This is a genomic window from Micromonospora sp. NPDC047527, from assembly GCF_040643015.1.
Taxonomy (GTDB): domain Bacteria; phylum Actinomycetota; class Actinomycetes; order Mycobacteriales; family Micromonosporaceae; genus Micromonospora.
Map to the genome: position 1 here is coordinate 59836 of NZ_JBEYTK010000005.1, position 12985 is coordinate 72820.

The 12985-nt window shown below is 70.7% G+C and carries 12 protein-coding genes; 5 read left to right on the forward strand and 7 right to left on the reverse strand.

From position 1 onward, the window contains the following. Positions 1 to 21 precede the first annotated feature (21 nt). The gene (locus ABZ808_RS19945) at positions 22 to 1287 is read left to right on the forward strand and encodes an MFS transporter (protein ID WP_357008419.1); all 1266 of its coding nucleotides are present in this window, start codon (positions 22 to 24) and stop codon (positions 1285 to 1287) included. 573 nt (positions 1288 to 1860) lie between these two features. Here the strand turns inward: ABZ808_RS19945 and ctaD are convergent. Continuing rightward, entirely contained in the window at positions 1861 to 3621 is a 1761-nt protein-coding gene (ctaD, locus tag ABZ808_RS19950; protein ID WP_357008422.1) for a cytochrome c oxidase subunit I, read from the reverse strand. A 128-nt stretch (positions 3622 to 3749) separates the two neighbouring features. Continuing rightward, positions 3750 to 4862: an FAD-dependent monooxygenase gene (locus tag ABZ808_RS19955; protein ID WP_357008425.1), complete on the reverse strand. Its 1113-nt coding sequence runs from the start codon at positions 4860 to 4862 to the stop codon at positions 3750 to 3752. A gap of 300 nt (positions 4863 to 5162) precedes the next feature. Between ABZ808_RS19955 and ABZ808_RS19960 the strand changes: the two genes are divergently transcribed. Then, the gene (locus ABZ808_RS19960; protein WP_357008428.1) at positions 5163 to 6293 is read left to right on the forward strand and encodes a cellulose binding domain-containing protein; all 1131 of its coding nucleotides are present in this window, start codon (positions 5163 to 5165) and stop codon (positions 6291 to 6293) included. A 38-nt stretch (positions 6294 to 6331) separates the two neighbouring features. Here the strand turns inward: ABZ808_RS19960 and ABZ808_RS19965 are convergent, their stop codons facing one another. Continuing rightward, a complete protein-coding gene (locus ABZ808_RS19965; RefSeq protein ID WP_357008431.1) occupies positions 6332 to 6859 on the reverse strand; it encodes a helix-turn-helix domain-containing protein in 528 nt (175 codons plus the stop codon). Between the two features lie 136 nt (positions 6860 to 6995). Here ABZ808_RS19965 and ABZ808_RS19970 point away from each other — a divergent pair, with 136 nt between their 5' ends. Continuing rightward, positions 6996 to 7862: an aldo/keto reductase family oxidoreductase gene (locus ABZ808_RS19970; RefSeq protein ID WP_357008434.1), complete on the forward strand. Its 867-nt coding sequence runs from the start codon at positions 6996 to 6998 to the stop codon at positions 7860 to 7862. A gap of 46 nt (positions 7863 to 7908) precedes the next feature. Here the strand turns inward: ABZ808_RS19970 and ABZ808_RS19975 are convergent, their stop codons facing one another. The 4 genes from ABZ808_RS19975 to ABZ808_RS19990 form a co-directional block, all read right to left on the reverse strand. Beyond that, complete coding sequence (locus tag ABZ808_RS19975; protein WP_357008437.1) at positions 7909 to 8502, reverse strand: hypothetical protein; 594 nt, start codon at positions 8500 to 8502, stop codon at positions 7909 to 7911. 85 nt (positions 8503 to 8587) lie between these two features. Further along, positions 8588 to 9553 (reverse strand): N-acetylmuramoyl-L-alanine amidase, encoded by a 966-nt coding sequence (locus ABZ808_RS19980; RefSeq protein WP_357008439.1) that lies wholly within the window; start codon positions 9551 to 9553, stop codon positions 8588 to 8590. Beyond that, positions 9553 to 9705 carry a hypothetical protein gene (locus ABZ808_RS19985; protein WP_357008442.1) on the reverse strand — a complete coding sequence of 51 codons (153 nt, stop codon included), beginning with the start codon at positions 9703 to 9705 and terminating at the stop codon, positions 9553 to 9555. Before ABZ808_RS19985 ends, ABZ808_RS19980 begins: the two co-directional genes overlap by 1 nt. Positions 9706 to 9830: 125 nt before the next feature. Then, complete coding sequence (locus ABZ808_RS19990) at positions 9831 to 10619, reverse strand: aldo/keto reductase (protein ID WP_357008445.1); 789 nt, start codon at positions 10617 to 10619, stop codon at positions 9831 to 9833. Positions 10620 to 10714: 95 nt separating this feature from the next. On the opposite strand from ABZ808_RS19990, the gene ABZ808_RS19995 reads away from it, so the two are divergent. Next, complete coding sequence (locus ABZ808_RS19995; protein WP_357008447.1) at positions 10715 to 11764, forward strand: DNA polymerase ligase N-terminal domain-containing protein; 1050 nt, start codon at positions 10715 to 10717, stop codon at positions 11762 to 11764. Between the two features lie 14 nt (positions 11765 to 11778). After that, on the forward strand, positions 11779 to 12969 hold the full coding sequence (locus ABZ808_RS20000; RefSeq protein ID WP_357008449.1) for a threonine synthase: 1191 nt from the start codon (positions 11779 to 11781) through the stop codon (positions 12967 to 12969). Positions 12970 to 12985: the final 16 nt, after the last annotated feature.

Genomic DNA, 12985 nt, shown 5'->3' on the forward strand with positions numbered 1-12985 from the left:
TCGGTCCGCCGCCGGTCGAAGATGTCGCCGGAGGTACGGACCGACGTGAACATGAAGCCTTACCGGACAGCGCTCGCCCTGCCCGGCCTGCGGTCGCTGTTGCTGATCGCCGTCCTCGCCCGCATCCCGCTCACCGCGACCGGGGTCACCCTGACCTTTCACGTGGTTCTGGACCTCGACCGGGGCTACGGGGCCGCGGGCCTGGTGGGCGCGGCCATCACCGTCGGCGCGGCGATCGGCGGCCCGCTGCTCGGCCGGCTGGTGGACCGACGCGGTCTGCGCCCGGTGCTGGTGCTCACGGCGATCGCCGAGGCCGCGTTCTGGAGCACCGCGCCGTCGCTGCCGTACGCGCTGTTGCTGCCGACCGCCTTCGTAGCCGGCTCGCTGGCCCTGCCCATCTTCTCGGTGGTCCGCCAGTCGATCGCCGCGCTGGTCCCGGAAGATCAACGGCGACCGGCGTACGCGTTGGACTCCATGTCGGTCGAGCTGTCCTTCATGATCGGCCCGGCGCTGGCCGTCGCCCTGGTTACCGCGATCTCGGCGCAGACCACCATGTACCTCGTCGGCGGTGGGATCGTTGCCGCCGGGATCGCCTTATGGCTGCTCAACCCGCCGATTCGCGGCGCGGCCGAGCCGGTCGGCCCGCGCCGCCGGGTGCCGTACCAGGAGTGGTTGACGCCCCAACTGCTCGCTGTCCTGGCGCTCAGCGCCGCCGCGACCCTGGTGCTCGGCGGCACGGACGTGGCAGTGGTCGCCGTCCTGCGTGCCAGCGACGAGGTCGGCTGGACCGGCGCGGTGCTGGCCGTCTGGGCGGTAGCCTCGCTGGCCGGCGGATTCACCTACGGGGCTGTGCACCGCTCGATCTCCCCGCTGGCGTTGACCGGGGCGTTGGCCCTGTGCACCATCCCGGTCGGGCTGGGCGGCGGGCACTGGTGGCTGCTCTGCCTGGCACTGATCCCCGCCGGGGCGCTCTGCGCACCGACCATCGCGGCCTCCTCCGACGCCGTCAGCCGACTGGCCCCGGCCGAGGTACGCGGCGAGGCCATGGGCCTGCACGGCTCCGCCGTCACCGTCGGCATCGCGATGGGCGCACCGCTCGCCGGCGCGGTGATCGACGCCAGCTCGCCGCTCTGGGGCTTCGTGGTGACCGGCGCGCTGGGTGCGCTGGTCACCCTGGTCGTGCTCCCGATCGAGCTGCGCCGCCGCCGCAACGCCGCCGCCAGCACCGACGCCAGCGCGGTACCCCTACCGCAACCCGAACCAGACCTCACTCCCGCCACCCGCTGACCACCGCCCGCGCCGACAGGCCCGCACGCACGACCGCCCACGCTGACGGACCGCACGCCGACCGCCCACACCGACCACCAATACGCCGACCGCCCACGCCGACCGCCCACGCTGGTCGCCCCCGCTAACCGCCCACCCGCTAACCGCCCTCTGGCCGCCCGTTCTGCGCCGTGACCGTCGGGGCGAGCCCACGCGCCACCAGGGAGCGAGCCCACGCGCCACCAGGGGGTAAGCCCGCCAACGAGCGTGATGTCTGTGAGACATCAAAATGTCTCACAGACATCACGCTCGTTTGGCACTTGCCCCCCGGGCCCGCCGCCGTCGACCTGGCCCGCCGCTGTCGCCCGGTCGAGACGGCGAACGGCCCGCCGATGTCGGGCCGGAGCAGCACGACCCGAGCAGCGCGGCCACAGAACCGCGGGCACACCAGCACGGACAGGGCAGCGCAGGCCGCGACGTGCGGGGGCGCTGCGGGTCGCCGGTTCGGTATGCGCGCGGTGGTGCCCGGACATGGCGACGGGCGCCGCTCCCGTGGATCCGGGGGCGGCGCCCGTCGTAGGGCTCAGCTGAGCGTCAGTGCCGGTCGATGTCGCTGGCGGTGTCCTCGCGGTAGCTGGCACCGCCGTCCGACTCGCTGGTGAGCGGCTTGGAGCCACCCTCCGGCGGGCCGGCCAGGCTCTGGCCGCCAGCGGCCAGCTCCGGGAACTTCGCGTCGAACGCCGGCCGCTCGGAGCGGATCCGGGGCATCCGGTCGAAGTTGCGCAGCGGGGGCGGGCTGCTGGTCGCCCACTCCAGCGAGTTGCCGTGACCCCAGGGGTCGTTCACCTCGACGACCGGGCCGGTCTTGTACGACTTCCAGCAGTTGTAGATGAACGGCAGCGTGGAGATACCGGTGATGAACGCGCCGACCGTCGAGATCATGTTCAGCGTGGTGAAGCCGTCGCTGGGCAGGTAGTCGGCGTACCGACGGGGCATGCCCTCGTTGCCGAGCCAGTGCTGCACCAGGAAGGTGGTGTGGAAGCCGATCATGGTGAGCCAGAAGTGCACCTTGCCCAGGCGCTCGTCGAGCATCCGGCCGAACATCTTCGGGAACCAGAAGTAGATGCCGGCGAAGACCGCGAACACGATGGTGCCGAAGAGCACGTAGTGGAAGTGGGCCACCACGAAGTACGAGTCCGACACGTGGAAGTCCAGTGGCGGGCTGGCCAGCAGCACACCGGTGAGACCACCGAAGAGGAACGTGACCAGGAAGCCGACCGCCCAGAGCATGGGCGTCTCGAAGCTGATCTGGCCCCGCCACATGGTGCCGATCCAGTTGAAGAACTTCATACCGGTCGGCACGGCGATCAGGTAGCTCAGGAAGCTGAAGAACGGCAGCAGCACCTGACCGGTGGCGAACATGTGGTGCGCCCAGACGCTCATGGAGAGCGCGGCGATCGCGATGGTCGCGGCGACCAGACCCTTGTAGCCGAAGATCGGCTTGCGGGAGAAGACCGGGATGACCTCGCTGATGATGCCGAAGAACGGCAGCGCGACGATGTACACCTCGGGGTGGCCGAAGAACCAGAACAGATGCTGCCAGAGCATCGGCCCACCGGTCGCCGGGTCGTACACGTGGGCGCCGAGGATGCGGTCCGCGGCGAGCGCGAAGAGCGCGGCGGCCAGCAGCGGGAAGACCAGGATCACCAGAAGGCTGGTGACCAGGATGTTCCACGTGAAGATCGGCATCCGGAACATGGTCATGCCGGGCGCACGCAGGGTAAGGATCGTGGTGATCATGTTCACCGCGCCGAGGATGGTGCCCAGGCCGGAGATGGCCAGGCCCATGACCCACATGTTGGCGCCGACGCCGGGCGAGTGCTCGACGCTGCTCAGCGGCGCGTACGCGAACCAGCCGAAGTCGGCGGCGCCACCCGGGGTGATGAAGCCGGCGGTCGCCATCGTGCCGCCGAACAGGTACAGCCAGTAGGCGAAGCTGTTCAGGCGGGGGAAGGAAACGTCGGGCGCGCCGATCTGGATCGGCACGATGTAGTTCGCGAAGGCGAACACGATCGGCGTCGCGAAGAACAGCAGCATGATCGTGCCGTGCATCGTGAAGAGCTGGTTGTACTGCTCGGGCGACAGGAACTGCAGCCCGGGTCGAGCCAGCTCAGCCCGCATGACCAGGGCCATCAGGCCACCGATCATGAAGAACACGAACGCGGTGACCATGTACATGATCCCGATTTGCTTCGCGTCCGTGGTCCGCAGCAGCCGGGCGATGGCCGACCCCTTGACCGGCTCTCGGACCGGCCAGGGCCGGGTCACGACCGGCTTGGGTGCGACGGTGGTCACGAGTGGCCTCCGGTTCTCGGTTGTCGCTCGGCACACGCTGGTTATCTGCGGGCCGTCATCCGTAGGGAGGATAGTCCCCGGCAGGTCGCAGCGCCGCGTGGGGTGGCGTGACACGATCTACTACGGGCCTACAGCGGGCCGACCAGTAGCCGGTAGTGCTCCCCGAAGATCCGACCGCCGCGTCCGCGCAGCAGCGGGTCGCGCAGCGCCGGCGGCACGTCCCGGGTCCGGTTGCGGTCGCGGGTCCGGTCCCGCACCCATCGGGTACGCGGTCGGCGACGACTCTCGTACGCCACCAGCGCCGCCTCGACACTGCCGGCGGCGCGCAGCGATTCGGCCAGCACCACGGCGTCCTCCAGCGCCATGGCGGCACCCTGCGACAGGGTCGGCGCGGTGGCGTGCGCGGCGTCACCGACCAGCAGCACCCGGCCCCGGTACCAGCGACCCAACTCCACCTCGTCGGTGAGCCCTACGTGGACCTGGTCCGGCGTCAGCATCTCCAGTACCTCGGGCACGGGGCCCCGGTAGTCGCCGAAGAGTTCGCGGAGCCGGGCCAGCGGGTCGACGGGCGGCTCGGTGCCGGCCTCGTCGGCATAGCAGTGCAGCCGGCCCTCGCCGATCGGCACCAACAGCAGACCGGAGCGCTGCCCGAGCAGTGCGGTCCACTCACTCACGGGTGGGCCGTCGCGCAGCACGGCCCGGTAGACGACCTGCCCGACGGGGCGGGGCGGTCCGCCGAGCGCGGCCAGCGAACGGACCGAGGAACGTGGCCCGTCGGCGCCGATGACCAGGTCGTACTCGGTGGTGGTGCCGTCGGTGAAGGTGACGCCGACCGCGCGCGGGAGCAGGTCCAGGGTGCGGACCTCGGCGCCGTGGCGGACGGCGCCGCCTGCGCCGCTGAGCAGCACCTGGTGCAGGTCCGCCCGGGGCAGCGCCCGACATTCGCCGACGCCGGCCCAGAGGGTGTCGAGGTCCACCTCACACAGCGGCGCGCCTGTCGCGTCGAAGAAGCGTTGCCGGTGGATGACCTGCCCGAGTGGGCGGACCGGGTCGTGCAGGTCGAGCTGGTGCAGCGCGCGGGCGGCGTTGCCGGGCAGGTAGAGCCCGGTCACGGTGGACTCACCCGGCGGCAGCTTGTCGGTGACGTCGGGCCGGAAGCCCGCCAGGCGTAGCGCCCGGGCCACGGCCAGGCCGGCGATGCCCGCGCCGACGACGAGGATGCGCAGGGGGGAGCCACCCATGGTGGTGTACGCCTCCGGAGGGGTTACGGCACGCGTTGGAGGCAACACGCTACTCGGAGCTATCGGTGCACACCAGGCCCCAATCGGCCGGCCCGGCGGCGCTCGTCGGCGGCTCGAGTCGCTTAGCTGGCCGTCCCGTGGCAGCCGTCCGGCGCGGGGTGGCAATCCTCACAATTCACCAGTTTGGTACATGCGGTTGCGCCAGAATTTCAGGCATGTAAATGTGTCATTGAGCGTGGGAGCGCTCCCGCACCGCCCCACCACATCCGGCGCCCGGCACGCGCCGAGTCAAGGAGCGTCATGAAACGTCAACTTCGGGCCCTGGCCGTCGCCGGGCTGCTACTCACGAGCTCGCTCGTCGCCGTGGCCCTCGGCGGCACCGCCTCCGCCGACACGCAGATCTGCGAGCAGTACGGCTCCACCACCATCCAGGGCCGGTACGTGGCGCAGAACAACCGTTGGGGCACCACCGCCCAGCAGTGCATCAACGTCACCAGCACCGGCTTCGAGATCACCACGCAGAACGGCAGCAACCCCACCAACGGCGCGCCCACGGCGTACCCCTCGGTGTTCTTCGGTTGTCACTACACCAACTGCTCCCCCGGCACGAACCTGCCGATCCAGGTGAGCCAGATCAGCAGCGCCACCAGCAGCATCAACTACCGGTACGTCAGCGGCGCCATCTACAACGCGTCGTACGACATCTGGCTGGACCCGTCACCCAAGCGCGACGGCGTGAACCAGATGGAGATCATGATCTGGCTCAACCGGCAGGGCTCGATCCAGCCCATCGGCTCCCGGGTCGGCAACACCACCCTCGCCGGCCGCACCTGGGAGGTCTGGCAGGGCAACAACGGTGGGAACAACGTCATCTCGTACGTCGCGCCGTCGGCGATCTCCAGCCTGAACTTCAGCGTGCTGGAGTTCATCAACGACGTCCGCAACCGGGGCGCGATCACCAACAGCTGGTACCTGACCAGCATCCAGGCCGGCTTCGAGCCCTGGCAGGGCGGCGCCGGCCTCGCGGTGACCTCGTTCTCCGCGAACGTCAACGGCGGCGGCACCAACCCCACCACCCCGCCCCCGGGGACCACGCCGCCGCCGGGCGGTAGCTCGGGCTGCGCGGTGAAGTACACGCCGAACTCGTGGAACAACGGCTTCACCGCCGACGTGCAGATCACCAACACCGGGTCCAGCGCGATCAACGGCTGGACGCTCAACTACACGCTGCCTAGCGGCCAGACCGTCACCAACGCGTGGAACGCCACGGTCAACCAGAGCGGCTCCGCGGTGACCGCCCGCAACGTCGGCCACAACGGGTCGATCGCACCCGGCGGCACGGCCAGCTTCGGCTACCAGGGCACCCTGAACGGGTCGTACTCGTCCCCGACCAGCTTCTCGCTCAACGGGTCAACCTGCTCGCGCACCTGAGCACGACCGGGCGTGACCGGTGACGCCCAGCGAGTTGTTCAACTGTCGGCCCCGCCAGGCACAGCTTGGCGGGGCCGATTCGTACCCGGCGCTCCCGCCCCCGCAGCCCTCGGCGTGCGCTCTCCGCTGGCGCGGGTGTCGTACGTCTCGCGGTTGGCGAACACGTCGTCCATGTGCGCCTGGGCCCAGATCTTGAGGCCGCGCATCGTCTGGTGCAGTGAGCGGCCCAGCTCGGTCAGCTCATAGGAGACCGTGACGGGCACGGTCGGCGTCGCGGTGCGGGTGATCAGACCGTCCCGTTCCAGGGCGCGCAGCGTCTGAGTGAGCATCTTCTGACTGACGCCGGCCAGCAGGCGGGACAGTTCCGAGTAGCGCAACGCCCGGGGCTCGCCGGCGCAGTCGGCGCCGAACCGGTGCGAGCCGTCGTTGCCCAGCGCGGCCAGGATCAACGCGACCCACTTGTCGGAGAGACGGTCCAGCAGCTGGCGGCTGGGGCATTCCGCCAGGAAGGCGTCATATTCCGCTCTGGCCTGGGCCCTCTTCTGCGCCGCCGTCATCGTTGCCATCGACCGCTCCTGTGACCGTAGGTGCGCTACGCACTTTCAGGTGCCTACTTCCCATCGGAAAGTTACACCCCCATCGTGGAGGAGGAACCGCCAGGCGCGAGCGGCGCCTGGACCACGACGAAACCTGAGGTACGCAATGCTCTCCACCTCCCTTCCCGGCGGCACCTGGACGCTGGGCGACCTGACCGTCACCCGGTTCGGCTACGGCGCCATGCAGCTCGCCGGCCCCGGGGTCATGGGGCCGCCCGCCGACCACGACGGCGCACTCGCCGTGCTCAAGGAGGTCGTCGATCTCGGCATCACCCACATCGACACCAGCGACGCCTACGGCCCACACATCACCAACCACCTGATCCGCGAGGCGCTGCACCCCTACCCCGACTCGCTGCACATCGTGACCAAGGTCGGCGCGACCCGCGACCCGCAGGGCGGCTGGCCGCCGGCCCGCAAGCCCGAGGACCTACGCCGGGCCGTGCACGAGAACCTGGAACACCTCGGAGTCGAGGTGCTCCACCTGGTCAACCTCCGGCTCGGAAACGCTGCGGGACCCCAGCCCGGCTCGCTCGCCGAGCCGTTCGAGACGCTCGTCGAACTCCAACAGCAGGGCCTGATCCGGCACCTCGGTGTGAGCACAGCGACCGCTGAGCAGGTCGCCGAGGCACAGGCCATCGCGCCGATCGTCTGCGTGCAGAACATGTACAACCTCGCGCACCGCAACGACGACAAGCTGATCGACGTACTCGCCGAGCAGGGCATCGCCTACGTGCCCTACTTCCCCCTCGGCGGCTTCAGCCCACTGCAGTCCTCCGCGCTGGAGTCCGTGGCCACCCGGTTGGCCGCGACGCCGATGTCCGTCGCCCTGGCCTGGCTGCTGCAACGCTCGCCGAACATCCTGCTCATCCCGGGTACGTCGTCGACCGCGCACCTGCGTGAGAACGTCGCGGGCGCGGCGCTCACGCTCTCCGAGGAGGATCTTGCCGAACTGGACAAGATCGGCAGCTGAGGGGGGGCGTGACCGTCAGGTCACGCCCCCACAGTTCGAGGCTCGCTCAGGCGGCTGGCGGAATGGACCGCGACCGGGACAACTGGCCGAAGCTGCTGGCCGGATCGTCGTACGAGCTGCCAAAACCGCTGCCCGAGACAGTTGTCCACGCCGACGTGGTGATGTGGACGGTGCCGTCCTCGCCCGTCCACCGCTCGCGCCGAAGCGGCTCGTCGAGTGCCGCCCAGGTGACCTTGAGGGTGGTGCTGCCCGTGCTCTCCTGCCACGCGCCGCAGATCTCGTCCTCGTTGATCACCTCGCAGTGTCGCTGACGCTCCTGGTACGGCACCGTCGCGGTGAGCTTGGCACCGGTCAACGAGAACGAGAAGCGGGTGACCGGCACGTCGTAAGCCACGCGGTGGACGCTGTCACAGGCGTATACGCCATCGGTGGTGCCACAGACACTCCTCTGCCACTCGACGTCCACCACGGTGGCTCCGACAGCTGGCCGCGTCACGTCGACGAACATGCTGCCGCCTTCGCCGTCGAAGTGGGCATGGGCATACCGGCTGACGCTGTCGGCCTGCGCCGGAGCGGCGGCCAGCGCGACCGTGGCGGCGGTGATGACGCCGACGGCCAGGATGTCGCGGAAGCGGATCACAATGCTCCTTCGTTCGTACGAAGCAATGACCTTAAATGTCTACGCCGCCGTCCGCTGCCCGGTTTGGGTCGGGCGGCGGACGCGGTCAGACCCGGGTGAGCCGGACGGCGTCGGCGATGACCAGGCCGGTGGCGCTGCTCCACCGGCTCACGCCGACCCGGTTGGCGTCGCCGGCCGGCAGCGTGAACGTGCCGAGGACGCGCCACTGGCCGCCGGTGGCCCGCTGGTCGACGGTGACCGTCCGGTTGCCACTGCTGGTGGCGACGATGTACGGGGTGGCGCTGTTGTAGCCGGAGTTCGCCGGCCACCACGCCTCGACGCGGTAACTGGCGGTGGCCGGGACGTTGAACCGGTACCACGCGACGTCGCTGCTCGCGACGGGGTCCGCGTACCGGTAGTCGGCGCCGTACCGCTGCCCGGAGTACGTCGACACACCCCAGTTGGCGCTGGCGGTGAACCGGCCGGCGGTGGTGTTGTCGGCGATGGACGACCAGGCGGTGCCGCCGCCGGCCATCTTCGCCGCCACGTCGGCCCGCATGACGTTGAGGTCGATGAAGGACGGGTCGATCTTGCCGGTGGTGCTGGTTTCCCGGTGACCCCGGGCGTAGCTGCTGTCCCGGCCCAGCCGTTTGAGCACGGCGGCGGTGGCGGCGATCGACGCGTTGTACTGCGCGGCGGTCATCTCCTGGCTGACGCCGTTGTAGTCGATCTCCCAGCCGATCATGAGGGTGTTGCCGTCCCCGGCGGGGATCGGCCCGCTGCCGCCGCTGACTCCGGCGTGGTTGCACCGGCCGGCCGAGATGACGTGGAAGACGCCGTTGTAGTCGACGAGCGCCTGGCAGAGCGGGCCGGGCAGGTCGGACCGGCCGTTGATGCAGATGCCGAGCGCCGGGTGCGGGTTGCTGGCGCTGGAGGTCGAGGCGGTGTGGTGCCAGAGCACCCCGATGGGGTCGAAGGAGCCCGGCCGCATGCGGTTGAGCCAGTCTCCCTCGACGACGACCTGGACCCCGGCGGCGCGCAGCACGTCCACGAGCCATCCCACGGTGGCCATCAGGACTCACCGAGCAGGTCGGCCAGGCACTCGGCCTTCGGTGCGGCGCTCGCCGGGGTGGGCCGGGCGACGACGGTCAGGGCGGCGGCCACCAGGGCGGGGATGCCGAGCACCCCGCGGCGGCGCAGACGGATGGATGGTGATCGGGCCATGGCGATCCTCCAGCGACGGCGGGTTCGGGCGCATCGACGAACGCGATGACGGCACGCTATACCGTCACGAACGTCTATGTCGATACCCTTCAATCATCATCCATCGACTGAAGGAATCCGCCGTATCAGGCGCCGCCGAGCGCGTCGATGTCGCGCATCTCCTCCGCCGTCAGCGAGAAGTGGGAGACGTCGAAGTTGGCGCTGATCCGCTCGGGCGTCACCGACTTCGGGATCACCACGATCTCGTGGTCGATGTGCCAGCGCAGCACCACCTGGGCCGGCGAGACGCCGTGCGCGCCGGCGATCCGGGTCAACACCGGGTCGCTGAGGTCGGTGGTCTTGAACGGGCTGTACCCCTCCAGCACCACACCCCGGTCCCGGTGCTCGGCGTGCCGCTGCCGGTCGTACAGCATCGGACCCCAGCGGATCTGGTTGACCGCCGGATTCTCCTCGGTCGACTGGATCAGCTCGTCGATCTGCGCGGTGCTGTAGTTGCTCACCCCGACCGCACGGGCGAGGTTCTCGTCCCGGGCTGCCAGCAACTCCCGCCACATCGGGATGCTGTCCCCCGGCGACGACGGCGGCCAGTGGATCAACCAGAGGTCCACCTGGTCGACGCCGAGCGCCTCCAGGCTGGCCTCCAGCGTTTCTCGTTCCCGGCCCACCCGGTCCGGCGGGAGCTTGGTGGTGATGAAGATGTCCTCCCGGCGCAGCCCACTCTCCCGGACCGCCCGGCCGACCTCCCGCTCGTTGCCGTACATGGTGGCCGTGTCGAGGTGCCGGTAGCCGGTGTCCAGCGCCGCCAACACCGCTTCGTAGCCCGCCTGGCCGGTGGCCTGCCAGGTGCCGAAGCCGAGCAGGGGCATCCGCACGTCGCCGGGGAGCAGGGCGGTGGGCTGGTCGATGTGGTCCATGAGGACCGTTCTACCCCGCCGCGACCCCAGCCGCCGAGCGAACCGGACACTCGGGCAGGCAGCGCGACGGTCCGCTTTGCCGGAGAATGCGGGGTGTGACGGACCGGCTGGATGAGTACCGGCGCCGGCGGGACGCGACCCGCACGCCCGAGCCGGTGCCGGCGCGCAGCCCGACGTCGGCCGAGCACGGTGCGGGCGAGGGCCGCTTCGTCATCCAGCAGCACCACGCCCGCAGCCTGCACTGGGATCTGCGCCTGGAGCACGAGGGCGTGCTCGCGTCCTGGGCGGTGCCGCGCGGCCTGCCCCGCGACCCCGGTCGCAACCACCTCGCCGTACACACCGAGGACCACCCGATGGAATACCTGGACTTCTCCGGCGAGATCCCCGCCGGCGAGTACGGGGGCGGCCGGATGGTCATCCACGACCGGGGCACCTACCGCCGCGAGAAGTGGCGCGACGACGAGGTGATCGTGACCCTCTCGGGTGAACGGACCGCCGGCCGCTACGTGCTGTTCGCCACCGGCGGCAAGGACTGGATGGTCCGGCGCACCGATCCGGCGCCGCCCGGGTGGACGCCGATGCCCGAACTGATCCGCCCGATGCACGCCACGCCGGCCGCCAGGCTGCCCCGCGACCGCGCCGAATGGGGGTACGAGCTGCGCTGGGACGGCGTCCGGGCGATGGCGTACGTCTCCGGCGGGCGGCTGCGGCTGCTCTCCGAGACCGACGAGGAGATCACCGGCGGGTACCCGTGGCTGCGCGCGATGGCCGAGGCGCTGGCGCCGACCGAGGCGGTGCTCGACGGCGTGCTGGTCCGCATCGACAGCGCCGGTCGGGTACGCCCGATCCGCCCAGCCGGCGGCAGCCGGGTCCCGGCCGGTGCGGCGTACCTGCTCGTGGACCTGCTGTGGCTGGAGGGCGTGAGCAGCGTCGACGTGCCGTACGCGCAACGCCGGGAACTGCTCGATGGGCTGGCGTTGACCGGTACGCACTGGCAGACTCCGCCGTGGTTTCCCGTTGCCGGCGACGAGGCGCTGCGTACCGGCCGCGAGCAGGGCCTGCCCGGTGTGGTCGCCAAGCGCCTGGATTCGGTCTACGAGCCGGGCCGGCGCAGCCGACGCTGGCAGAGCATCGACGCCGTCTGATGGCGAGGAGCGACGTGTACCTGACCCACCTGGACTGCCCACGCTGCGGCCGGGAGCACGCCGCCGACCAGTTGCAGAATCTGTGCGAGTGCGGCTCTCCGCTGCTGGCGCGCTACGACCTGCCTGCGGTGGCGAAGGCGGTCAGCCCGGAGCGCTTTCCGCTGCGCCCGGCCGACCTGTGGCGCTACCGGGAGCTGCTGCCGGTCGCTGACCCCCGGCACGTCACCACGCTGGGCGAGGGGTGGACGCCGCTGCTGCGTGCCCCCGCGTACGGCGCCGAGATCGGCATCGCGGACCTGATGGTCAAGGACGAGGGGTTGATCCCGACCGGCTCGTTCAAGGCGCGCGGCGCGGCGGTGGGTGTGAGCCGGGCGCGTGAGCTGGGCGTCGAGCGGATCGCGATGCCCACCAACGGCAACGCCGGCTCGGCCTGGGCGACGTACGCGGCGCGGGCGGGGATGGGCGCCACCATCGTGATGCCGCTGGCGGCGCCGAGCATCTGCCGGCGCGAGTGCGTGGCTGCCGGTGCCGACCTGCGCCTGGTTGACGGGCTGATCAGCGACGCGGGCCGGCGGGTGGCCGAGCTGATCGCGGAGTCGGGCGGGGCGATCTTCGACGCCGGCACGCTGCGCGAGCCCTACCGCCTGGAGGGCAAGAAGACGATGGGGTACGAGATCGTCGAACAGCTCGGCTGGCAGGTACCGGATGTGATCATCTATCCGACGGGTGGCGGGGTCGGTCTGATCGGCATCCACAAGGCGCTGCACGAGATGCGGGAGCTGGGCTGGGTGGGCGACAAGCTGCCCCGGCTGGTGGCGGTGCAGTCGACCGGCTGCGCGCCGATCGTGCGGGCGTTCGCCGCTGGCGAGGATCGGGCTCGGCCGTGGGAGGACGCGCACACCGTGGCGTTCGGCATCACCGTGCCGGCGCCGCTGGGCGACGAGCTGATCCTGGCCGCGCTGCGGGAGTCCGCCGGCACCGCGGTCGCCGTCGACGACGCCGAGATCCTGGCCGACCTGCGCGATTTCGCCGCCCGCGAGGGGCTGCTGCTCTGCCCGGAGGGTGCCGCCTGCCTGACGGCGGCCCGGCACCTGCGCGCCGGCGGCTGGATCCGGGCCGGGGAGCGGGTGGTCGTGCTCAACACCGGCGCGGGTCTGAAGTATCCGGAGACGGTGGATGTCTCCGGCGTACCCGTGCTGACCTGAGCCGGCAGCACCGGCG

What these genes read in the sequence shown, in the direction of transcription:
- ABZ808_RS19945 (WP_357008419.1), top strand. Translation starts at nt 22, where the DNA reads ATGTCGCCGGAGGTACGGACCGACGTGAACATGAAGCCTTACCGGACA.
- ABZ808_RS19955 (WP_357008425.1), bottom strand. Translation starts at nt 4,862, where the DNA reads ATGGGTGGCTCCCCCCTGCGCATCCTCGTCGTCGGCGCGGGCATCGCC.
- ABZ808_RS19960 (WP_357008428.1), top strand. Translation starts at nt 5,163, where the DNA reads ATGAAACGTCAACTTCGGGCCCTGGCCGTCGCCGGGCTGCTACTCACG.
- ABZ808_RS19965 (WP_357008431.1), bottom strand. Translation starts at nt 6,859, where the DNA reads ATGGCAACGATGACGGCGGCGCAGAAGAGGGCCCAGGCCAGAGCGGAA.
- ABZ808_RS19970 (WP_357008434.1), top strand. Translation starts at nt 6,996, where the DNA reads ATGCTCTCCACCTCCCTTCCCGGCGGCACCTGGACGCTGGGCGACCTG.
- ABZ808_RS19980 (WP_357008439.1), bottom strand. Translation starts at nt 9,553, where the DNA reads ATGGCCACCGTGGGATGGCTCGTGGACGTGCTGCGCGCCGCCGGGGTC.
- ABZ808_RS19985 (WP_357008442.1), bottom strand. Translation starts at nt 9,705, where the DNA reads ATGGCCCGATCACCATCCATCCGTCTGCGCCGCCGCGGGGTGCTCGGC.
- ABZ808_RS19990 (WP_357008445.1), bottom strand. Translation starts at nt 10,619, where the DNA reads ATGGACCACATCGACCAGCCCACCGCCCTGCTCCCCGGCGACGTGCGG.